General features: G+C 60.6%; 20 protein-coding genes. 7 read left to right on the top strand and 13 right to left on the bottom strand.

Going from position 1 to position 20894, the window contains the following annotated elements; genetic code table 11:
• Window positions 1-34: 34 nt before the first annotated feature.
• The 4 genes from K320_RS0104285 to K320_RS0104300 all read right to left on the bottom strand — a co-directional run bounded on the left by K320_RS0104285 (window position 35) and on the right by K320_RS0104300 (window position 2773).
• The gene (locus K320_RS0104285; RefSeq protein WP_024537632.1) at window positions 35-892 is read right to left on the bottom strand and encodes a replication initiator protein A; all 858 of its coding nucleotides are present in this window, start codon (window positions 890-892) and stop codon (window positions 35-37) included.
• Between the two features lie 26 nt (window positions 893-918).
• Window positions 919-1203, bottom strand: coding sequence for a helix-turn-helix transcriptional regulator (locus K320_RS0104290; protein WP_014859391.1), 285 nt, complete (start codon window positions 1201-1203; stop codon window positions 919-921).
• A 111-nt stretch (window positions 1204-1314) separates the two neighbouring features.
• The gene (locus K320_RS0104295; RefSeq protein WP_014859392.1) at window positions 1315-2085 is read right to left on the bottom strand and encodes a DUF2285 domain-containing protein; all 771 of its coding nucleotides are present in this window, start codon (window positions 2083-2085) and stop codon (window positions 1315-1317) included.
• 337 nt (window positions 2086-2422) lie between these two features.
• On the bottom strand, window positions 2423-2773 hold the full coding sequence (locus tag K320_RS0104300) for a DUF2958 domain-containing protein (RefSeq protein WP_014859394.1): 351 nt from the start codon (window positions 2771-2773) through the stop codon (window positions 2423-2425).
• 296 nt (window positions 2774-3069) lie between these two features.
• Here K320_RS0104300 and K320_RS18565 point away from each other — a divergent pair, with 296 nt between their 5' ends.
• Genes K320_RS18565 through K320_RS18570 form a run of 3 tightly spaced genes read left to right on the top strand, consistent with a single transcriptional unit; the run spans window position 3070 to window position 4560 of the window.
• Window positions 3070-3363, top strand: coding sequence for a helix-turn-helix domain-containing protein (locus tag K320_RS18565; protein ID WP_079390835.1), 294 nt, complete (start codon window positions 3070-3072; stop codon window positions 3361-3363).
• 13 nt (window positions 3364-3376) lie between these two features.
• Window positions 3377-3664 carry a hypothetical protein gene (locus tag K320_RS0104305; protein WP_014859395.1) on the top strand — a complete coding sequence of 96 codons (288 nt, stop codon included), beginning with the start codon at window positions 3377-3379 and terminating at the stop codon, window positions 3662-3664.
• Complete coding sequence (locus tag K320_RS18570) at window positions 3664-4560, top strand: TIR domain-containing protein (RefSeq protein WP_062166963.1); 897 nt, start codon at window positions 3664-3666, stop codon at window positions 4558-4560. Before K320_RS0104305 ends, K320_RS18570 begins: the two co-directional genes overlap by 1 nt.
• Window positions 4561-4602: 42 nt before the next feature.
• Here the strand turns inward: K320_RS18570 and K320_RS0104315 are convergent, their stop codons facing one another.
• From K320_RS0104315 to K320_RS0104325, 3 genes are all read right to left on the bottom strand, one after another.
• Window positions 4603-4917, bottom strand: coding sequence for a DUF736 domain-containing protein (locus tag K320_RS0104315; RefSeq protein WP_014859397.1), 315 nt, complete (start codon window positions 4915-4917; stop codon window positions 4603-4605).
• Window positions 4918-5670: 753 nt separating this feature from the next.
• Complete coding sequence (locus tag K320_RS0104320) at window positions 5671-7716, bottom strand: ParB/RepB/Spo0J family partition protein (RefSeq protein ID WP_024537634.1); 2046 nt, start codon at window positions 7714-7716, stop codon at window positions 5671-5673.
• Window positions 7717-7795: 79 nt separating this feature from the next.
• A complete protein-coding gene (locus K320_RS0104325) occupies window positions 7796-8623 on the bottom strand; it encodes a DUF932 domain-containing protein (protein ID WP_024537635.1) in 828 nt (275 codons plus the stop codon).
• Between the two features lie 611 nt (window positions 8624-9234).
• Here K320_RS0104325 and drt3a point away from each other — a divergent pair.
• Together drt3a and drt3b are read left to right on the top strand one after the other, a co-directional pair.
• Window positions 9235-10518 carry an antiviral reverse transcriptase Drt3a gene (drt3a, locus tag K320_RS18580; RefSeq protein ID WP_084301164.1) on the top strand — a complete coding sequence of 428 codons (1284 nt, stop codon included), beginning with the start codon at window positions 9235-9237 and terminating at the stop codon, window positions 10516-10518.
• Between the two features lie 9 nt (window positions 10519-10527).
• Window positions 10528-12483: an antiviral reverse transcriptase Drt3b gene (gene drt3b, locus K320_RS0104335; protein ID WP_029695799.1), complete on the top strand. Its 1956-nt coding sequence runs from the start codon at window positions 10528-10530 to the stop codon at window positions 12481-12483.
• A gap of 244 nt (window positions 12484-12727) precedes the next feature.
• Here the strand turns inward: drt3b and radC are convergent, their stop codons facing one another.
• The 4 genes from radC to gloA form a co-directional block, all read right to left on the bottom strand.
• The gene (gene radC, locus K320_RS0104340) at window positions 12728-13237 is read right to left on the bottom strand and encodes a RadC family protein (protein WP_014861255.1); all 510 of its coding nucleotides are present in this window, start codon (window positions 13235-13237) and stop codon (window positions 12728-12730) included.
• Between the two features lie 335 nt (window positions 13238-13572).
• Window positions 13573-14739 (bottom strand): PDDEXK nuclease domain-containing protein, encoded by a 1167-nt coding sequence (locus K320_RS0104345; protein WP_014861256.1) that lies wholly within the window; start codon window positions 14737-14739, stop codon window positions 13573-13575.
• Window positions 14736-15935, bottom strand: a complete 1200-nt coding sequence (locus K320_RS0104350) for a tyrosine-type recombinase/integrase (RefSeq protein ID WP_014861257.1) — start codon at window positions 15933-15935, stop codon at window positions 14736-14738. The genes K320_RS0104345 and K320_RS0104350 overlap by 4 nt, the downstream gene beginning before the upstream one ends.
• 216 nt (window positions 15936-16151) lie before the next feature.
• Window positions 16152-16601, bottom strand: coding sequence for a lactoylglutathione lyase (gene gloA / locus K320_RS0104355; RefSeq protein WP_024537637.1), 450 nt, complete (start codon window positions 16599-16601; stop codon window positions 16152-16154).
• Window positions 16602-16636: 35 nt separating this feature from the next.
• On the opposite strand from gloA, the gene senB reads away from it, so the two are divergent.
• Window positions 16637-17617: a selenoneine biosynthesis selenosugar synthase SenB gene (gene senB / locus K320_RS0104360; protein ID WP_245593819.1), complete on the top strand. Its 981-nt coding sequence runs from the start codon at window positions 16637-16639 to the stop codon at window positions 17615-17617.
• A 45-nt stretch (window positions 17618-17662) separates the two neighbouring features.
• Window positions 17663-18730, top strand: coding sequence for a selenide, water dikinase SelD (gene selD / locus K320_RS0104365; RefSeq protein WP_024537639.1), 1068 nt, complete (start codon window positions 17663-17665; stop codon window positions 18728-18730).
• Window positions 18731-18738: 8 nt separating this feature from the next.
• Here selD and hmgA read toward each other — a convergent pair whose 3' ends face one another.
• Together hmgA and K320_RS0104375 are read right to left on the bottom strand one after the other, a co-directional pair.
• Window positions 18739-20028, bottom strand: coding sequence for a homogentisate 1,2-dioxygenase (hmgA, locus tag K320_RS0104370; RefSeq protein WP_024537640.1), 1290 nt, complete (start codon window positions 20026-20028; stop codon window positions 18739-18741).
• Window positions 20029-20067: 39 nt separating this feature from the next.
• On the bottom strand, window positions 20068-20886 hold the full coding sequence (locus K320_RS0104375) for a thymidylate synthase (protein WP_024537641.1): 819 nt from the start codon (window positions 20884-20886) through the stop codon (window positions 20068-20070).
• Window positions 20887-20894 lie beyond the last annotated feature (8 nt).

A 20894-nucleotide genomic window follows, 5' to 3' on the forward strand; every position in this document is an offset into this window, starting at 1 on the left:
GATAGCACGAGTGAATTAACAGGTTTTCCCGCACTTATCCCCGTGCCGTGGGCGGCACGGGCCGGAAGGTCAGCAGCTCGGTTTTCTCGCCGGGCATCCGCTCGATGCCCAGGACGTAGCCGGGCAGCGACTGCCGCGCCACCAACGTGCGCAGATCGGCGGCGAAGTCGTAGAAACGCGCCACGCTGCCCGACTTGCGGTACAGGTGCTGGAAATCGAATTGCCAGCCGTGTTCCTGCCGCCCGCCGTGCTTGCGCACCAAGCGGTACAGCCAGCGTTCGATGCCGCCAGTGAGCCGGAAATACGTCGGGTCGATGGTCAGTACCAGGGCGGCGTCCACCACGCCCGCATAGAACCAGTCCGGCAGGATCAGCTCGATGCCCAGCGGTGTGCCGCTGGCGTCGGCCAGTTCCTTCCACTCGTTGATCCACGAGAAGCGATGCAAGCGCCTTCCCGTGGTTTCGCGGATGGACGTGGCCACCGTGGTCGATTGCAGCCGGTCGAGCGCGGCCTTGAGACGCTGGTAGTCGCGCAGCGACGTACCGCGTCCGATGAAGCGCAGGATCTCGTAGGGACGCACCTGCATCAGCCGGGATGGCTTGATGCCCGCGTCCTTGGCTTCGACGATCTGGCTGGCGGCCCAGATCAGGATGTCGGCATCCCAGATCGTCGCGATGCCGTGTTCCTGCGTCCCTTCCACGCGGATGGTGATGCCACCCGCCCGGAAGTCGATCGGTGCCGTGCGCCGCGACTTGGCGAGCGAGAAGAACGGAAAGGCCATCAAGTCCTGGCTGTCGCGCGGCGCCATGTCGCCCGGCAGCGCGCGGAACAGTTCGAGCTGTTCCCGCTGCTGCGCTGGTCGCTGCCGCAGCGGCAGCGATGGGCTGGACATGGCGATGGCCATCGGCGAGCCAGAGGTCAACGGCCGTCACGGTAGTCGCCCGCGTGCCGCTCGGCATATTCCGGGTCGGAAGTCGCATCAAAGCTGCGTGCATCGGCCCAGGCATCGAGGTCGCTTACAGCGTACATGACGCGGCGGCCGAACTTGCGGAACTTCGGCCCGCCGCCGATCACGCGCTGTTTCTCCAGCGTGCGCGGCGACAGCCGCAGGTAGTCGGCGGCTTCGTCGTTGGTGAGATAGCGTTGGGGCTGCGCGGGCGCAGCGACAGCAGCGGCGGCAGGCCGCAAGGGAGCGGGTCGCATGGGATGGTCCTCCATCAAGCCCGGCCACACCACGCGGCCGGATAGAGGCACTTTCAAGAAAGATGGGCTTCTTGCTAAGGGACGAAATGCAGGGGCTGCAAAACGTCCCCCTTACTGCGATGCAACCGGCGGAAGCTGCGCCAGGCTGCGATAGCCACCGCGCATCAGCGCCTCGCCACGCCGCACCAGCCGACGTACACGAGCGCGCACAGCGCTGTCCTTGTGCCAGTCGGCCACGACGGCATCCACGCCAAAAAGCCCTTCAGCCACCTCACGCAAGGACGCGCCCGCCAGGGTGCCGTCGAGCGCCTGGAGCGTGTTCAACTCCAGCAATGTGGCGAGTGTCGGTCGTGGCCGTGCCATTCCCGCGGGTAAGGCGTCGCCAGCGGTGGCCAGCTTGTCCAGCTCGGCCGCCAGCGCCTGATAGCGGACGCAAGGTGTGGTGCAGGCTCGGATGGCATAGGCGTAGGCCATGCCATCGGCCAGGCCGGGAGCGATCACCAGCCGCAGGCAGCAGCCCGGCCAGCGTGCCAGCACCACCAAGCGCTTGCCATCGTGGATCAGATGCTTCTGGCCGGGAATGCGCCAGAACGCGAAGGCCGCCGCATCCGGCGGCGGGTCGGCGTCCGGGTAGAGCTGCACGACGGCATCATGGTCAGGGAACCAGGTCGGGTGCGCGTCGCGCGCATCCAGGGCAGGATCTTCCAGCAGGCGCAGTCCCCAGCGTCCGGCGGCCTCTGGCTGTCGGCGACGGCGCAGCCAGTCGCGGCGGTAGTCGGGGTGGCGGCGCAGGTATTCCCACGCCAGCGCGGGGCCGTCGAGGTGCAGCGTGTAGAGATACGCGGCGGTTGGATACCAGTGTTCGGCGCTCGGGTCAGCCATGACGCAACCTCCTGTCATTCAGCAGGAACGTCGCCACGGATTCCGCCATGCGGGAGCTATCGAGTCGCCATCAAGTCGTCATCGAGATCGGGGTAAGCTGTAACTGCTGGTGTCAAGACTGATTCGCTCCAGGGCATTGCGGAAATCGTCTGAATGCGACGGCTGCGCCGCCACGAAAATGGTGCGCAGCATGGAGCACCGTGCAGCAGCCCGCGCCAAAGATCATGACTGTTTCCAGCAGAAGCGCACCGCTTCGGTGCAAGAGTGTGGATTTAGACCTTCCGGGTCTTGGGTAAGACTGAAATAGTCAGAATGCGCTGTCGTTGGCTGGGGTTGGTCAGTCGGTGATCGAGCCGTTTTCCTCGGCCAGCCGCAGATACTCCGACAGCAGCCGCGCCGGCTGGAAGTAGCGATCGCGCATCACAGGTTGCTTGTGCGGCCCGACGATGGACGCCAGATCGGACAGCTTCACATGGCCCAGGCAGGGCATGCCTATTCCCAAGTCGATCAGCCCCCATGCCGTATCGCCATCGACCGGATCGAGCGCGGCCAGCAGCCAGGTGGCGTGCGCGTCAGGAGTGAACAGCCGTACCGTCGGCATCGGGTCGATGCTCCGACCAGCGGTGCGTGCCTCGCCGACGGCGAGCAGTTGCGCCCGCTGTTCAGCGGTGACGAGCGGCTGTGTCATGACTCGAATCCCCACGCACCCGAGCATGCACGGATACGATTTTCCACCGAAGCGCGGAACCGCTGAAGCGGATGCGTGCTTTGGCGAGAAAGCACGAAGGCACAAGCCATCGAATCCGTATATGCACGGAAACGCAGAAGCGGAATTGTGGCGGTCAGGAAAGGCACGGACGCGACTCCCGATTCCGGCGAAATCCGCAGTTGCGGATTTCAGCAAAGACATGAAAATGCACACTATAGATTGTAGCCCTATAGGGCGCAACAGGTTGTCATTCTGGATTTTGGGGAAAGTTCAGAATGACAGCGTTCAAGCCATCGTTGCCCGATGCACTGCGGCGGATCAGAAAGGCGCGTGGTCTGAGCCAGGAGGCGTTCTCGGATGTGTCCAGCCGGACTTACCTCAGCTCTCTGGAGCGAGGGCTGAAAAGCCCAACATTGAATAAAATTGAAGATGTTTGTGCCGTGCTGGATGTTCACCCACTCACGCTTCTGGTCCTTGCGTATGCAGGTAGTGATCCAAAAAGCGTCCACGAACTAATGGATCACATTGCTCGGGAAGTCTCATCATTTTCCGATCCTCAGAATAAATAAAAGGAGGTGAGTCGTGTTCAAAATTACCGGACTGGATAAGCTTCAGAAAAACCTGAAAGATGCGCAGCGCGCCTTGAGCGAGTTGGACGGCGAACTGGGAGTCGTAAACTTTGATCCAAATGATCCCGCCAGCATTGAGGGCGCAATTCAATCGGTCAATCGAATGATCGACGAGCGCTTAGGGGAATATTCTTCGAACCCTATCGTTGGCCCTCTCGCAGAACAAATGAAGGAAAAGTATCGGGAGAGTATTCTTGAAAAAGCGGCCGAAGCTAGATTGAAGTCGGACGGGGATGAGTGATGGCTAAAGACTTATTCTCGGAAATAAACAATGCAGTTCTAGACTTGCAGTCCTCACAGCTTCAAACGTACGAAAGACCTCTCAAAAAATTGGCTCAACTGCTACGACATCCCGACCTTGAGCCATACAACGCCGAGCTCACGGAAGGTCTCGACGTTGAGGCGTTCATCGCTGAAAGTGAAAAGACCGGGGGCAGCATGGTTGGAAGCGCCCAGCTTGCTTGGCCAGATGAGCCCAAACAGGCGCTGGGGTTGACGTTGCTTTTAATCGAAAAGCTGGCGGCAGATCCCGGCTACGCTACCAACTTCGGACACCATTTTTTCTATTCCGGAAAAAAGGTCATTGCTGGAATCCACGCACTTACTGGTCAGCTAATCATTCCCTTTGTGCGAGATTACAAGAGTTATATCCAGGCCAAGGGGAGCACGGATGCCATGTTAAAAGCTCAATTTTCGCGTAAGGTCTTTATTGTTCATGGTCACGATGATGGTGCTCGTGAAACAGTGGCACGATTTCTTGAGCGAATCGGGCTTGAAGCCATCATCTTGCACGAACAGGCTAACCAAGGCCGAACGATTATCGAAAAAGTGGTTGCTCACAGTGACGTTGGTTTCGCAGTAGTTCTGCTTACGCCAGACGATGAGGGCTGCGTAAAAGGAGGAACGCCTGAGCCCAGAGCCCGTCAGAATGTGCTTTTGGAGTTGGGGTACTTCATTGGTCGCCTGGGCAGAGACAAGGTATGTGCTCTCAAACGCGGGGCGGTGGAAATTCCAAGCGATTTCGCCGGTGTCGTTTGGGAGACGATGGATAGCGGCGGGGGCTGGAAACAGGCACTTGCGCGTGAGCTTGAAGCTGCCGGTCATAGCATCGACTGGAATAAGGTCATGCGTGCATAGAGTTGCGCCCCGCCGCAATGGGCGGGGCGCGGTGGGCGGCCGTCAGGCCGCCTTGGGCTTGCTGCGCGACCAGATCAGGTCGTGCGTGCCGTCCTCGTTCTCGATCAGGCGGGCATAGACCGTCGCCGGGAACGAAGGGTCATCGAGCGAAACCGACAGGTACGGACGATCGGCCTGGCTGGTCTTCTTCCACGCCGCGCCGATCTCGTGGCCGGCCGCCTGAAGGTGGAAGTCGGGGGCGTTCTCGGTGTCGCCCTTGTCGTTGGGAACCAGCTTGACCTTGACGTTGAGCGTCAGGGTGCGAAGCGTGCCGGTGAAGCCGTCTTTCTCTGCGGTGAAGGTGCCGATGTTAGCCATGATGTTTCTCCTTTCGGGTTGAACAAGGTCGCGCCAGTGCGTCCTTGTTGTGATCCGGCCGGCGGGGGATGGGCTGGCCGCACCGCGCAGCGGTCGCAACACCGTGGAGAACCTGGAAGCGAAAACAATTTTTGCCGCGAGGAATGCGCGCAGCGCAGGGGAAATTGTTTTCGCTGGAAGGTTGCGGCCATGAAGCCCAAGGCGCAGCCGTTCCCTCGCCAGGATTCACGACAAGCCAAGGACGCACCGGCCGCCCGCTCCCGAATGGAGACGTGGCCAACTCGGCATCCCCGCGTGACGGCTGCACTGGCTTGTGCTCTGACGCGGGCAAGGTCAATCTCCCAACGACAGGCGAGAACGCCCCCGCCGCCGCTTGCGGCGACGTACTTGAGGCGTGGCGTGGAAGTTCCATAGGCAAGGCCGGGCGGCGTGTCGGTGAACCGCCCTTCGTGACGTAGAGGCGCGAGCCGCCAGCGTCGAGGACGGCACGCCTTGGCACAACCTGCCGCAGCAAGCCGGGGCGTAGCCCCACAAGCTCCGCCCATTGCGGCGGGGAGCCATCGAAACCTTGCCCGCGCCAGCGGGCACCGATCGCCGTACCGCGCGCAATACGCTTGCGCGCGCGCCGTCGCCGCCTGGTCGAAGGCGGCGACGGCGCGATTTTGCTGTGGACGTTGAAACCGGGCGCGGCAGACCTACCGCGCCCGGTTTTGGTGAAGCCCCGGCGCATCACGCCGGGGCCATGCTGCACCCTCACGCGGCGAGTGCGTGGGCCTCCACTTCGTCGGCGGCATCTTCCGACGCATCCACGTCCTGCGCATCTTCCTGCGGCTCCGTGTCGTGTCCGCTCTTGAACACTGCGGGCATCCAGCCCGTGCCATCGGCCAGCCGTTCCGCCTCGCTGGCAATGTCGGCCTTCTTCAACTTCGCCAACCGGGTAGCGTGCGACGGCGCAAACTCGCCCACGGCTTCCAGAATCACCGCCTTGGAAACGTGCTTGAAGTAGCCTTCGGCGGTGGGCTGCCACCATGCCGCCATGTCCAGTCCCACGGCCTGCGCCAGTTCCGCGCCCGGCTGGTGCGCCGTGGCGCGGGACGTCACCACGTCCACGGTCGCCGCCACGCATACCGCCAGCAACCGCACCAGTTCGCCTTGCTCCATCGCCAGCAGCACGCCGAACAGTTCGGCGCTGTCCTGCGGCAGCGCTTCGCCCGCAACCTGCTGCAACTCGCGCAGGGCCACGGCGGCAGGCGAATCGGGCCAGTCGGGGGCCATGCCTTCCAGCCGGTCTTGCACGGTCAGGCGCACGCCCAGCGGCAGGTCGCGGCCGTAGTGGCTGTCCTGCAAGACGGTCTGCACCATGCCATGCACTAGCGCGGCCAGCGCGACTTGCGGATGCCGGGCGACTTCGATTTGCAGCGCGGCGGTACGGTGCGCGCTCAGGCGCTGCGCCAGCCGGTCGGACAGGCTCGCGGCTTTGGGCTGCTCGGCGTCCTCGCCTTCGTCGTCGTTCCCGGCTTCGCCTTCCGCGCTGCCGAACCCCTGCCGCAAGCGTTCCAGCGTGCGCAGCGCCTTGGCTTCGGCTTCGCGCAGCAGCCCGCGATGAATCACGGCTTCGCCGCTGCGGTCAAGGGTGACGATGGCACCGGCCACGGCGCGCACGTCCGGGGCATAGCCCTGCAAGGCTTGCTCCACGGCTTGCAGTTCCCCGGCGACCTGTTCGCGGCGCGGTTCCAGCGCCTCGGTCTTGTCCTCGTCCTCGGCGTCATAGGCTTCTTCCAGTTCGGCGTCGATCTTATCGAGGCGGGTTTGCAGCGATGCGATGCGGCGGGCTTCGCGGGCGCTCGGTTCGCGGCGCTGGCGCGGTGCGTTCTGGAACGCCTGCCGCTCGGCGTAGCTCATGTGCGGCACGGCTTCGACCCACGCCCAACCCTCGGCGCGCACGTCCCCGGCCAGTGCATCCAGCTTGCCGCGCACCAGCGTTTCCAGCAGCACGGCGTCGGTCAGGTAGGTTCCGGCATCGCCTTCCGCGAACAGGTCGCGGCGGAGGCCGCCGCCCGCCGCCGTGTAGGCGTCCAGCCCGGCGAAGCGCACCAGCGGATGCGTGGCGTCGATTTCGCGTTCGGTCAGGCGTTCGCGCAGCACGGATGCGCCACGCTGCCATTCGGGCGCACAGTAGAACGCGGCTTCCTGCGCGGCGTGGTCGTCGGTGATGGTCAGGGCCATCAACTGTTCCAGCGTGACGGCTCCAGCCCGGTAGTCGGCCAGCAGGCGCGGCGAGACGTTGGCCAGCTTCAAGCGGCGCTGCACTACCAGCGGGGACACGCCGAAGTCGGCGGCAATGTCTTCGATGGGACGGCCTTCCTTGACCAGTGCGGCGAACGCCTCGAACTGGTCGGCCGGGTGCATCTGCTCGCGCAGCAGGTTTTCCGCGAGGCTGACGGTACGGGCCGAAGCGTCCGGCACCAGCAGGCAAGGCACCTCAAAGTCGGCGGCGATGCGCTTCTTCTTCGCCAGCAGCTTCAATGCGGTCAAGCGGCGGTCGCCGGCCACCACTTCGTATTGTTCGCCATCGGCGGCGAGGATAACGACAAGGTTTTGAAGCAGGCCGATGCGGGCGATGCTCGCAGCCAGTTCGGGAACGGACAGGCGCGGGGTCTTGCGTGCGTTGCGCTTGGAACGGCGCGGCAGCAACTGCGAGAGCGGAACCAAAATCAGGTTCTTGGTCGGGTCAGCCACTTCCAGCGGCGCGGCGGTGGTTTCGATGGCGCGGGTTTCGGTTTGGGTAACGGCGTTCATGGTGATAACTCCTAGCGGTTGGGATGCAGCAGCGAGAGAAGCGGCAAGGGCTGCTGCCTGCCCCTGCCGCGTGGGGGGGTCAGGCTTTCAACTGGCGCAGGCCATCGGCCAGCATCCAGAGGGCGCGATTGAGGCGCACATCGGAATCAATGCCCTGCACGGGGCGGGTCTGCTGGCGGCGTCCGTTGGCGCTGCGCCCGCGCAGGCCTCCTTGAGTCAGGTTCTCTTGCGTGCGGTTGAACACGCTCCACAAGTCCGGGCGGCGGTCGTCGAACCGGCGCGGCATCAGGATTTGCGATTCGGTGATGGGTGCGGGCTTGTCGGTGTCGTCGTACTTGAGGGCCAGCGCGGCGCGGGCGAACACTTCGGATTCGCCATCGTTCAAGGTGATGGCGCGCATGGAATCGCGGGATTCCTTCACCCGGTCGAAGCCGCTCAACACTTCGTAAGCGCCTTCGATGACGTGCCCGGCCACGTCGCCCTTGTGGGGTACGCGCACATCGGCCACGGTGTCGCCGAATACCAATCCGTTCTGGCAGACAAAGCGCAGCAGGCCAGCCAATAATTGATAGCTGCTGGTGCCGTCGTGCGAGTTCAGCAGGACGATTTCATTGGCTTCTGCATCATTGATCTGGTTGGCATGGCGCAGCCGGATCATGTGCTTGGTGAAGTCGCGGCGGTCTTCGTTGCGCACTCGGGTCTGCGCCACCATGAAGGGCTGGAACCCTTCTTTGCGCAGTTCCGCCAGCACAGCGGCGGTCGGGATATAGGCGTACCGCTCGGAACGGCTTTCGTGCGGGGCGTCCGCGAAGATGGACGGGGCCACACGGCGGATTTGGTCATCGGACAGCGGGTAATCGCTGCGCAGCGACGGGGAACGGGAAGCGAATCGGGATGCGAGTTGCATGGCATTTCTCCTGACGAAAAGGGTTTGCTGTTCAAACCGCACACCGGATTCCTAGATTCGGAGCCCAGCCTTTCGGCTGTTCGGTGCGGTCGGCACGAGGAACCCGGTTGGCCCTGTTGCCACCGTCTTTCCTGAGTTCATCGCCCGCGACGGTCAGGAGCGCGCGGACGGGGGCCGTCAAGGAAACAAGTGCAGGGTTGGTGCGGCCCGCAGGCGCAGCCGAGGACACGGCCCTGCGCGCCTTGACGGCACACGGCCGCGGGCTACAGTCGCGAGCAAGGTGATGAAGTCAGGGGAGACGGCTGGACAAGGCAACGGCCATCCCTGTGTGCCGACCGCACGCAAGCGAAGCGCGCAGGCCCGAAGCTGGAAGCCGGGCCGGAGGCGTCAGGGATGTGGAAGGCTGGCGATAGCCAGTCCCGTCAGGGATGAGCGAATAGCGAACCTGGAGCAGCGCGGTCTGCGAAGCGGAGACGCAAGCATGTGTTTCGCTTAATATCTATTTGTACACGCTATTGATTTTCGCGATGAAGTGACATCGGCTTATGAGACACGGGCATCCGTACTAGGCTGCATTTTTGATTAACGATTTGAAGTAAGGGGAGGAGTAGATGTCGAGGTCATCTTCATTCGATCAATCTTTTTGTATCAAGACGCTTGAACGCGTGCTATGGAAGAGAGATTTCCTCGGGGTTCCTGCTGCTGGTCAAGCTGCCTTGCGAGACCAGCTCCTCAGTCAAGCACTTATATCTGCCATTTCCCATTTTGATCCCCCATCCGCACCTCTGACAGGCTTTCCTCTTAAAGGGAAAACTGTTTATCGCTTGGCCAGACATCAAGACGAGCTGGTGGAGCGAAAACTTCGACTGAACTTAAAGAGGTGTACTTCACTAGCCGTGGATGGGCGATCTCAGATCGTCAAAAACCTCAAGCTCCTTTTAGAAGAAGGAGTTCCCTATCGGGTTTATCGTCTGGATATTCGATCATTCTTCGAGTCTTTCCAGAAGGATCATGTCCTTGATGCTGTTACCAGCATCAAGAATTTGAGTCCGCATAGCAGAAAACTAATCGAGTCTCTGCTTAACGCCCATGCTGCAATTGGAGGCCGTGGCGTACCAAGGGGGCTGTCTATTAGTGCTGTCCTATCGGAAATTTTGATGCGGGATTTCGATCAGAAGGTACGCTGGGCCAGCAATACATTTTACTACTCTCGCTATGTCGATGACATAATTATTGTCTCGTCGGCAAGAGAGGAGGAGAAAGATTTTCTGCGTGATTTGTGCACTTGGCTTCCTCCCGGACTTGAATTAAATCCAGATAAGAAAAATATTGTCGCAGCGGCGGCCAGGGTGGAAAAGGAAAGTTCCGCAATCGCGCCAAACCTCCTTCAGTTCGACTATCTTGGGTATCAGTTTTTGGTCAAAAATCCCACGAAACAGGAAGCGGGAAAAACGAAGGATGGGGAGCTTTATCGAAAAGTCCACGTGGATATTGCAAGGAAAAAGATCAAACGAATGAAAACAAGAATTGTTCGATCATTTCTAAGCTATGCCAAGTCGAATGACTGGGGATTACTCCGTGATCGCGTAGCATTTTTGACGCAGAATTTCAGTGTTTACAACCCGAAAGCTGGCGGGAAGAAAATCGCTGGAATATATCATAGCTATCCATTGGTATCAGAAGGTGCTGCCGGTCTGAAGGAATTGGATAGATTTCTGAGAAATGCAGTGCTCTCGAAAAATGGCCGAGTTTTTCCGGTAACGAATGCAATGCTTTCTGCGCATCAGAAACGTCAATTGCTAACGCGAAGTTTTGCAAAGGGGCACAGTAGCCGCAGCTTCGTTCACTTCTCGGCGACAAGAATATCTCAGATCCAGAGCTGCTGGATTTACTAGGGCGATAAAATGAAGAAAAATAGAATTCGTCGCAGCGACTACAACAGGGTTCTTATTACTGAGACTACCCCATTTGAAACCCCAATCGTTTTTTCAAATGATGGTCTCTATGATCAGATTGCCGCCCTAGATAGCGTCGGACACGTGCAACGTGCCGTCATCAAATCTCTGGTTTTGTATGAGGGGGTCAGTAAACCACCAAACTCGACCATACCATATACATATAAAATCAAGAAGGACTCAAAGAGCTTTCGGCGTCTTGCTCTATTGCATCCAGCTTCTCAATGGAAAGCCAGGATCTTCTATGAAAAATATGAGCAACTAATAATTCATTATTGCTCAATAAGTCCGGCATCTATCCGCGCGCCAAAAACGGTTGCAAGCAGCTTTTATTCAAAAAGCTCCTGGGAAAATATTAATAAATACAAAACCGGCTCCATCGCTCTCGATGGTCTCGATAGATATGCCAAGCATGCGCCCTCATTTTTTTCGTATCGAGGATATGACCGTCTGTATAAATTCTTCAACTCGAGAGATTATCTTGCACTGGAGAAGAGGTTTTCTTTTTTAAAGACGCTTGATGTCACAAAATGTTTTGACAGTATCTATACACACTGCCTTTCCTGGGCAGTTAAGGATAAGCCCTTCACAAAATCGCATGTCTCTGTCTCCTCGACCTTTGCCCAAGAGTTTGATGGGGTCATTCGTCACGGGAATCATAATGAAACCAATGGAATCCCAATAGGGCCTGAGGTGAGCCGGGTATTTGCTGAGATACTATTTCAGGAAATTGATAGAAGGGTAATTCAATCGCTAGCGGATTTAAAATTCAAGCAGGACTATGAATTTCGACGCTACGTAGATGATGTTTTTATATTTGCTCGAAATGAGTCCATTGCGAATAGAATTCATGATAAGTATGCAGACGTTCTAATTGATTTCAATCTTCATACAAATACAGCAAAGTCAACATGCATAGGGAGGCCGTTCTCCTCATCCAAGGCAAGGCTTGTCTATGATGCTGGGCAACAAGCCAATTCATTTTTTGACAAGTTTCTGGATCAAACTGGGATGGGGGTGCTCAGCCCCAGAGAAATTCATAACACGTGGAAATTAACCAAAAGCTACATTGACTCATTGAAGGCTCTATGTCATTCAAATGACGCGACCTACGATGAGATTGCCTCGTTCTTAATTTCAGTAATTACTGAGCGAGTCAAGAGGCTGGTGAATCATGATGATCCCTCTGATGCCATCCAAGATAGTGGATATGTTGATGCGTTTGTTGTGCTGCTCGATGTGTTGTTCTTCCTTTACAGTGTTGCTCCCTCGGTTGGTGCGTCGTACAAACTTAGTACATCCTTGATTTTGGCCGCACGATTCAGCAAGAAACATCTATCCGCCGGATATCCAACCGTACACCAAAAGATTTTCGATCTAACCTGCTCGTTACTGCATGATCAATGTGGCATGAAACATGCCAGCGATATTGAAGGATTTGTACATCTTGAATCATTTAATATCGCGCTAGCAACGCGGGAGCTGGGGGATAATCACCTGTTGCCACCAGAGATTATTGATGAGCTTTTTGTTAGTGCGGGAAAATTGACATACTTTACCATTGTTGCCTCTCTGTTCTATGTGCGAGATTCCAACATGTACCAAGGGTTGCGAAAGAAGCTTTTGGATGCGGCAGTGGAAAAACTATCCGATCTTTCTGATATTTTGATGAATAGCGAAAAAGCCCACCTCCTACTCGATCTCCTTTCGTGCCCCTACGTGCCTGATAAGCAAAAGACCACTTGGATAAAAAGCCTATTTAAAATCCTTCAATTTACCCAGCCCAGCAAAGCGGATTTTCAGGTATTTTTGGCAGGTATTAGTACAAGCCATGCGCAAGTGGATTGGAAGGATATTGATCTCCTCAATTCTTTAGAGAAGAAGGAGCTGAAGCAGGCGTATTAGGTTACACTTCCCCTCGAAGGAAGGGTGTCCCCTCATCTTCTACTGGTTCACCAGTGGCTGAAGCCGGTTCTCGCAAGGGCGCCATTCAGCATCGACTCATGCGTATGGTCAGCAATGGCAGGAAGTACGGGGCGGTGCTTGAGCGGTGCAGAAGTCGCTTCGGTGACTTTTGCATCCACACACTCAGTGGGGCCCCTTCCTTCACCTCCATTTGTCGAAGCAAAAAGGGGCCGAAGCCCCAGGATCAGATCAAGCCTCGCTCGGCAAATGACTCCGTGGCGCTGCCCGCGACGATGACGTGATCGAGCACCCGCACATCGACCAGGCCCAGCGCCTCCTTGAGCCGTTGGGTCAGCGCCCGGTCGGCAGCGCTTGGCTCCGGGTTCCCGCTCGGATGGTTGTGGCTGACGATCACCGCTGCCGCATTGAGCCGCAGAGCCTCTTTGACCACTTCGCGCGGATACACCGAAGCACCGTCGATGGTGCCGTGGAACATCTCCCGGTATTCGATCAGCCGATGGCGCGTGTCCATGAACAGCAACGCGAATACCTCATGCTCGAAGCCGGCCAGCTTGGTGCGCAGGTACTCCTTGACTGCCGCCGGAGAAGTGAACTCGGCACCGCGCTGCATCTTCCGGTCGATCACGTGGCGCGCCGCTTCCAGAATGTCGTCGGCCGACGCCGGCAGATAGCGCCCGTGTGCGTCGCGCACCAACAGCGAAAAATCGGATGAGGAAAAGGACAGTTGCGACATGATCGTACTCCGGTTGCTCGGGCGGAATTGCCCGGAACCGTGGCCAGCACGGCGCAGCGCAAGCAGTCATGGATCGAAGACGGCCGGCAGGCCGCAAGCGTGCGAGCACGCGCAGTCATTGACGGCGAGAACGCCGTGATACGGTGAAGGGAACAGCAAGACCGCCTACACCCCACTCAGCCACACACCCGCCGTTGGCAAGTGCGCAGCATGCACAGGCCCGGATCAACGATCCAGGCCGGAGGCGTCAAGGGGTCAGCGCCGAATGGCGGTGATTCGGCACGAGGCACAGGGCATAGCCCGCGAGCACGACGGCGAAACGCCGGAACGCACGACTATGGCTTGTCGTCCTTGAGGGAAAGCGCTCCGCGCGATTCGAGCAGGCGCCGCGTCTTCTCCAACTCTTTTTGCAGCAACTCGGCATCCGGCAGTACCGTCCGATAGTTGGCTGCCATCACCTTGGTCGGCAAGCCATCTAGCGCATACCGCGCCAGGGCATGGCCTTTGTCTGCGCACAGGATCAGGCCCACCGGCGGATTCTCATCCGCATAGGCCCAATGCTCCTTGGCATAGTTGCAATACATATGCATCTGGCCCACGTCAGCATGGGTCAGACTGCCTAGCTTCAGGTCGATGATGACCAGGCAGCGCAGCTTGCGATGGAAGAACAACAGATCAACCCGATACCAGGTCTGATCGATGCGCAACCGACGTTGCCGCCCAACGAAGGTGAAGCCTTCCCCCAGTTCCAGCAGGAAGTCTTCCAGCCGCTGGATCAAGGCCGCTTCCAGGTCGGATTCCGAATACTCATCCTTGAGGTCGAGGAACTCCAGCACATACGGGTCTTTGATCGCGTCATTGGGCGTGACGACATCCTCGGGCTTGGCCACCGAGCCCTTGACCAGCATCGCTGCCTTGTCCTTGGACAAGGTCGTGCGTTCGTAGAACTGGCTGCCGATCTGCCGGTCGAGCTGGCGCACGCTCCAGCCGCCGCGCAACGCCTCTGTCTCGTAGAATCGACGGGCATGGTCATCTTTGACCGACAGCAGCCGGACATAGGCCGACCACGGCAAGGTGAAGACCTGGGCCAGTTCGGAGAGGTCGAATTTCCGAGACACTGTCTGGGATTTCTCGGCAGGCGACTCATTTCCCAATTTCCCAGACAGTGTCTGGGAAATCTCAGGCTGGGGGTATGCGAGGAAGAAACGCCGCATGTTCTCCAAGTTGTTGACACCGAAGCCACGCCCGAATCGGGCCGTCAGATCGGCGGACAACTGCTCCATCAACTGCTCGCCGTAACCGGCCCGCCGCCTGCCTTTCTGCTCGGCTTCGACGATTCGGTGGCCAATCTCCCAATAGCTGGCCGTCATCAACGCATTGACACTGCGCGCCGCTGCCCGGCGCGCCGCATCCAGCAGTTCCACAATGCCACCGTGGATGCCGGCATAGCCGGCCGGTACGGCAGCAGGTTTCCCCACTGCCGCAGGCGTCTTCCTTGTCATGCTGATGCCTCCATGGAACGGGATGCCCCAGTAATCGCCAGCCGCCGATTCGCCACCAGTTCGGCCGCCTCCCGCACCGGCTTGTCTTCGGTATGAACATAGTGCATAAACATCGCCACGGTCTTGTGACCTGTGAGCTTCATGCCCACCTTGGTTGGCACGCCCGAGTTGGCAATGTCTGTCGTCGCCCGGTGGCGAATGCCGTGCGTGCCAACGTGTGGAACGTCAGCGGCCTTGAGCACGCGCGTCCAGCCGCCGTAATGCTCACCGTGGGTCATGTGCTGGGTCGGATCGTTCGGCGACGGCAGGACGTAGGGGCAACCTTCCCGGCGAGGCGCGGTAGACAGTAGCCGATAGGCTTCTTCACTCATGGGCTTGGAGATACCGCCGGTCTTGCTGTCGGGCCAGACAACGCGGCGCTTTTCCAGATCAACCCAATCCCATTCGAGTGGACAAATTTCGGAGCGGCGGGCGGCAAACTCGAATTGCAGGCGGATTGCCAGCGGGATGACGTAGCTCTCCAGTCCTTCCGCCTCCAAGTGCTCCAACTGGCGGAAGATCCGCACCAGTTCATCGTCCACGATGAGCCGGGTTTCCTTGCCAGGTGGGTACATCGGAACGTGGCGGCATGGATTCGTGCCGTCCGGGCGCAGCCCCCACACTTCGGCCAGGTTGAACATCTTGCGCAGTACGCCGAAGGTGCGATTGGCCTCCGCCTGCTTGTAGGCCAGCTTCTTCATCAGCGTCGCCACGTCAGGGCGCTTCACGTCCTGTACCTTCATCCGGCCCATGATCGGGATGATGCAGCGGTCAATGACGCCCTGATAGCCGCGCTGCGTGCTGGGCTTGTTACGCTGTTTGGAGTAGTCCTCCATGAAAGTGTGGCAAAACTCCTTCATGGTCGGTGCCTTGCGGGCGGCATTCTTGGCTGCGCTCGGGTCGCCGCCCCGGCGCACCTCGGCCAGCCATTCCTGCGCCATTGTGCGTGCCTGATCGACCGTCAGTTCCCCGTACTGGCCCAGGGCGGGCTTGCGGCGCTCGCCCGCGTTCGAGCGGTACTGGAGCATGAACACCTTGCGGCCCGCCGGGGTGATCTTGCACAGGAAGCCGGGCACCACGGTATCCCGCAGTTCGATGGCCTTGTCTTGGGGTTGTGCCGCATCAACTGCGGACTTGGTGAGCTTGATCTTCGCCATGATGACTCCTCGGAAAGCCCGGTTTCCAAGAGCCGCATGGGAGCCACGCGAAGGGAAGCCGGGTCAAGTTTCGGAAAGCACCGGCATATGTTGAACTCGCCTAAGTGATTGATAAACCTGCTGTATCGAGCCTTGGCGTAGTCCAGCGAATTGCGGTACTGGAGTCATCGTGAAACAAAAAAAGCCCGCTTGCGGGCTTTTTTTGTTGCCCGCCTGCTACGCGCTGCGCAGCGGATCGGTGTTTTTGGCGTCTGAGTGGCGTCCTTCTTCATAAGTTGTTGATTTTGCTTGTATTAATTCGATCTTGTAGCCGTCAGGGTCCGTCACAAAGGCGATCACCGTGCTGCCGCCCTTGACGGCTCCGGCCTCGCGCGTGACATTGCCCCCGGCGGCCTTGATCTTCGCGCAGGCGGCGTAGGCATCGGGCACGCCGATGGCGACATGGCCATAGGCGCTGCCCATGTCGTAGCTTTCCACGCCCCAGTTGTAGGTGAGTTCGATCTCGGCCTGACCGGGGTTGCCACCGTCAAAGCCGAGGAAGGCGAGGGAGTATTTGTACTCGGGGTTTTCGCTGGTGCGCAGCAGCTGCATGCCCAGTACCTGGGTGTAGAAATCAATGGCTCGCTGCAGGTTGCCGACGCGCAGCATGGTGTGAAGCATTCGCATGCCTGGATTATGGCAAGCCTGACAGAATGGCCGCCGTGAGCCCATTCCCCCGCATTGAAATCGTCACCCCATCGCTGCCGGGCTGCAGCAACGGCAACGCCCATACCGCCGGGCGCTGGGCGCGTTTTCTTGCACCGCTGGCGCAGGTGCGCCTCGCCACGGCCTGGAGCGGCGAGCCCGTGCAGGCGCTGATCGCGCTGCATGCCTGGCGCTCGGCGCCCAGCATTGAGCGCTTTCATGCCGCGCATCCGGGCCGCCCGCTGGCCATCGTGCTCACGGGCACCGATCTGTACCGTGACATTCCGCGTGAAGCGGGCGCGAGGCAGGCGCTGCGCCGGGCCAGCCACGTGGTGGTGCTGCAGGAAGAGGCCCGGCGCAGTCTGCCACCGCTGCAAGCCGAAGTGCGGGTGATCGAGCAATCGGCCACGCGGGTGTTGCGCCAGGACCAGGCGCAGCGCCATTTTGATTTTGTTGCCGTGGGCCATTTGCGCGACGAAAAAGACCCTCAGGTGCTGCTGGATGCCGTCGGACTGCTGCCTGGAACGCTTGCCAATGGCCTGCCGCCGCGCGTGCTGCATATGGGCGCGGCGCTGCAGCCGCACTGGCAGCGAGCGGCGGAAGATGCCATGCGCGCAATGCCCCATTACCACTGGCTCGGCGGCGTGGCGCCGCTGGCGGCCCGCCGGTGGATCGCCCGCGCACGCGCGCTGGTGCACATGAGCCGCATGGAGGGCGGCGCGCATGTGGTGATCGAGGCGGTGCGCTCGGGCGTGCCGGTGCTGGCCAGCCGCATCGACGGCAACGTCGGCCTGTTGGGACGCGGTTACGACGGGTACTTTCCGCCAGGCCACGCGCAGGCGCTGGCCAGGCTGATGCAGCGCTTTGCCGCAGAGCCCGCGTTCGCAATTCACCTGGCCGCGCAATGCGCCCTGCGGGAGCCGCGCTTCGCGCCTGCGGTGGAACGCGCGGCCGTGCAGGCGCTGGCGCGCGATCTGCTCACCAGCAAAATTTCGTAGCTGCCGCGACAATCGCAGGCTTCGCAACTTCATTTTGCCCGCGCAATGTCCCAGCCTCTGGCCCCTACGGAAACGATTCGCCTCACCAGCCTCTCGCACGGCGGCGGCTGCGGCTGCAAGATTGCGCCGGGGGTGCTGCAGGAGATCTTGCAGAACAGCGCCGCGGGCATCATCCCGCCCGAGCTGCTGGTAGGCCATGAAACCGCGGACGATGCCGCCGTCTACCGCCTGAACGACCACCAGGCGCTGATCGCCACCACCGACTTTTTCATGCCCATCGTCGACGATCCGTTCGACTTCGGCCGCATCGCCGCCGCCAACGCCATCAGCGACATCTACGCCATGGGCGGCAAGCCCATCATGGCACTCGCCTTGCTGGCCATGCCGGTGAACAAGCTGCCGCTGCAGACCATAGGCCGCATCGTCGCGGGCGGGCAGGCCGTCTGCCAGCAGGCGGGCATTCCGATCGCGGGCGGGCACACCATCGATTCGGTCGAGCCGATCTACGGTCTGGTGGTCATGGGTCTGGTGCACCCGGAGAAGGTCAAGCGCAATGCGGGTGCGAAGGCGGGCGATGTGCTCATTCTCGGCAAGCGGCTGGGCGTGGGCGTGCTTTCCGCCGCGCTCAAGAAGGATGCGCTGGATGCCGAAGGCTATGCGCAGCTCATCGCCACCACCACCCAGCTCAATACCCCGGGCATCGCTCTGGCCGAGATGGCGGGCGTGCACGCGCTCACCGACGTGACTGGCTTCGGCCTGGCTGGCCATACGCTGGAGCTGGCACGCGCCGCGCGGCTGCAGGCCGTCATCGAATACGCCAGGCTGCCACTGCTGCCTGAGGTGGCACGCCTGGCGGCCGAGGGACTGGTGACCGGTGCTTCGGGGCGCAACTGGGCGGCCTATGGCAACGAGGTGACCCTGGACCCGGACCTGCCCGCCACGGCGCGCGATCTGGTGTGCGATCCGCAGACTTCGGGCGGTCTGCTGGTGAGCTGCGATGCGGCCAGCGTGGAGGCGGTGCTGGCGCTGTTTCACGCGCAGGGCTTTGAGCATGCGGCGGTGATTGGGCGGATGCAGGCCGGTGTGCTGCCCGGCCTGGCCATCACCGGGTGAATGCTGCCTCAGCGCTGGCTGGAGTCAAAGTGCTTCTGGATTCCCATCCAGCACTGGTGGTAATTGCGCTGGCGCTGCGGTGATTCGAGTGCGAAGCGCGTGGTTTCTATCGCCACGGGCGTCTCGAACATGATGGCCATGGTGTCCTTGATGTAGTCGGGCTTGCTGGTGTCGTGCGCGCTGGCCTTCTCGAAGGTGCCGGCATCTGGGCCGTGGCCGATCATGGTGTTGTGCAGCGAGGCGCCGCCGGGCAGGAAGCCTTCCGCCTTGGCGTCGTAGGCGCCGTGCACCAGGCCCATGAACTCGCCGGCGATGTTGCGGTGGAACCAGGGCGGGCGGAAGGTGTCCTGCATCGCCAGCACGCGCGGTGCGAAGGCGACGAAGTCCAGCGTGTCGACGCCCGGCGTGCTGCTCGGGGCGTGCAGCACCAGGAAGATCGATGGATCGGGGTGGTCCCAGGTGATGGAGCCGATGGCGTTGAATTTGCGCAGGTCGTACTTGTAGGGCGCGCCGCTGCCCTGCCAGGCCACGACGTCGAGGGGTGAATGACCGATCGGCGCGCGCCACAGCCGCCCCTGGAACTTGGCCACCATCTCGAAGTGGCCCTCCTGGTCCTCGTAGGCCGCGACCGGCGTGAGGAAATCGCGCGGATGCGCCAGACCGTTGGAACCGATCACGCCCAGGTCGGGCAGGCGCAGGTGCGCGCCATAGTTCTCGCAGACATAGCCGCGCGCCGCGCCATCCGGCAGGTCCACGTGAAAGCGCACGCCGCGCGGGATCACGGCGATCTCCTGCGGCTCGACATCGATCACGCCGAACTCGGTGGCGATGTGCAAGCGCCCCTGCTGCGGCACGATGAGCAGTTCGCCGTCGGCGTTGTGAAAATAGCGCGTCGTCATCGACTGGTTGGCGGCGTAGAGGTGGATGCCGCAGCCGGCGTTACCGCCAAAAGTGGTCATGCCATCGATGAAATCCACTTCGGCGCTGGGCCCGGGCAGCGGCAGCGGGTCCCAGCGCAGCGGGTTGGGCGGCGTCGGCACCTCGTCGAAATGGCTGAGCCAGCGCGGCGCGATGTCGCTGGGTTCGTACGGCTCCTGCACCGCGGCGGGGCGGATGCGGTACAGCCATGAACGGCGGTTGGCGTGGCGCGGCGCGGTGAAGGCGGTGCCCGAAAGCTGTTCGGCATACAGCCCGTAGGGTGCCTTCTGCGGTGAATTGCCGCGCACGGGCAGGGCGCCGGGCAGGGCTTCGGTGGAAAACTCGTTACCGAAACCGGGCATGTAACGCTGGTCGTTCATCACAGTCTCCTGGAGTGTGGATGGACGAAGCGTACCCGCTTACACGGCGACAGGGGCTTTGATAGCCGGGTGGTGCTGGTATTCGAGGATTTCGAAATCCTCGTAGGCGTAGTCGAACATGGAAGCAGGCCTGCGCTTGATATGCAGTACCGGATAGGGGTAGGGTTCCCGCGCCAGCTGCGTTTCAACCTGCTCGAAATGGTTGCTGTAGAGGTGGCAGTCGCCCCCCGTCCAGATGAAGTCGCCGACGGCCAGATCGCACTGCTGCGCCAGCATGTGCGTGAGCAGCGCGTAGCTGGCGATGTTGAACGGCACGCCGAGGAAGATATCGGCGCTGCGTTGGTAGAGCTGGCAACTGAGCTTGCCTTCCGCCACGTAGAACTGGAACAGCGCGTGGCAAGGCATCAGCGCCATCTTCGAGAGGTCCGCCACGTTCCAGGCAGAGACGATGATGCGGCGGCTGTCCGGGTTGCTCTTGAGCTGCTGCACCACCTGCGCGATCTGGTCGATATGGCCACCACCCGGCGTCGGCCAGCTGCGCCACTGCACGCCGTAGACGGGGCCCAGATCGCCGTCGGGCTTGGCCCATTCGTCCCAGATCGTCACGCCTCTTTCCTGCAGCCAGCGCGCGTTGCCGTCTCCGCGCAGAAACCACAGCAGCTCATAGATGATGGACTTGAGGTGCACCTTCTTGGTGGTCACCAGCGGAAAGCCCTCGGAGAGGTCAAAGCGCATCTGGTGGCCGAAAACGCTGCGGGTGCCGGTGCCGGTGCGGTCGCCCTTGGCGGCGCCGCGTTCGTACACGTGGCGCATCAGGTCTTCGTATTGCGAGCGGATGGGGCGAGATATTTTATGCATGAAATACG

The organism is Comamonas badia DSM 17552, from assembly GCF_000484635.1.
Classification (GTDB): domain Bacteria; phylum Pseudomonadota; class Gammaproteobacteria; order Burkholderiales; family Burkholderiaceae_C; genus Comamonas_C; species Comamonas_C badia.

What these genes read in the sequence shown, in the direction of transcription:
- K320_RS0104285 (WP_024537632.1), bottom strand. Translation starts at nt 892, where the DNA reads ATGTCCAGCCCATCGCTGCCGCTGCGGCAGCGACCAGCGCAGCAGCGG.
- K320_RS0104290 (WP_014859391.1), bottom strand. Translation starts at nt 1,203, where the DNA reads ATGCGACCCGCTCCCTTGCGGCCTGCCGCCGCTGCTGTCGCTGCGCCC.
- K320_RS0104295 (WP_014859392.1), bottom strand. Translation starts at nt 2,085, where the DNA reads ATGGCTGACCCGAGCGCCGAACACTGGTATCCAACCGCCGCGTATCTC.
- K320_RS0104300 (WP_014859394.1), bottom strand. Translation starts at nt 2,773, where the DNA reads ATGACACAGCCGCTCGTCACCGCTGAACAGCGGGCGCAACTGCTCGCC.
- K320_RS18565 (WP_079390835.1), top strand. Translation starts at nt 3,070, where the DNA reads ATGACAGCGTTCAAGCCATCGTTGCCCGATGCACTGCGGCGGATCAGA.
- K320_RS18570 (WP_062166963.1), top strand. Translation starts at nt 3,664, where the DNA reads ATGGCTAAAGACTTATTCTCGGAAATAAACAATGCAGTTCTAGACTTG.
- K320_RS0104315 (WP_014859397.1), bottom strand. Translation starts at nt 4,917, where the DNA reads ATGGCTAACATCGGCACCTTCACCGCAGAGAAAGACGGCTTCACCGGC.
- K320_RS0104320 (WP_024537634.1), bottom strand. Translation starts at nt 7,716, where the DNA reads ATGAACGCCGTTACCCAAACCGAAACCCGCGCCATCGAAACCACCGCC.
- K320_RS0104325 (WP_024537635.1), bottom strand. Translation starts at nt 8,623, where the DNA reads ATGCAACTCGCATCCCGATTCGCTTCCCGTTCCCCGTCGCTGCGCAGC.
- drt3a (WP_084301164.1), top strand. Translation starts at nt 9,235, where the DNA reads ATGTCGAGGTCATCTTCATTCGATCAATCTTTTTGTATCAAGACGCTT.
- drt3b (WP_029695799.1), top strand. Translation starts at nt 10,528, where the DNA reads ATGAAGAAAAATAGAATTCGTCGCAGCGACTACAACAGGGTTCTTATT.
- radC (WP_014861255.1), bottom strand. Translation starts at nt 13,237, where the DNA reads ATGTCGCAACTGTCCTTTTCCTCATCCGATTTTTCGCTGTTGGTGCGC.
- K320_RS0104345 (WP_014861256.1), bottom strand. Translation starts at nt 14,739, where the DNA reads ATGACAAGGAAGACGCCTGCGGCAGTGGGGAAACCTGCTGCCGTACCG.
- K320_RS0104350 (WP_014861257.1), bottom strand. Translation starts at nt 15,935, where the DNA reads ATGGCGAAGATCAAGCTCACCAAGTCCGCAGTTGATGCGGCACAACCC.
- gloA (WP_024537637.1), bottom strand. Translation starts at nt 16,601, where the DNA reads ATGCGAATGCTTCACACCATGCTGCGCGTCGGCAACCTGCAGCGAGCC.
- selD (WP_024537639.1), top strand. Translation starts at nt 17,663, where the DNA reads ATGTCCCAGCCTCTGGCCCCTACGGAAACGATTCGCCTCACCAGCCTC.
- hmgA (WP_024537640.1), bottom strand. Translation starts at nt 20,028, where the DNA reads ATGAACGACCAGCGTTACATGCCCGGTTTCGGTAACGAGTTTTCCACC.
- K320_RS0104375 (WP_024537641.1), bottom strand. Translation starts at nt 20,886, where the DNA reads ATGCATAAAATATCTCGCCCCATCCGCTCGCAATACGAAGACCTGATG.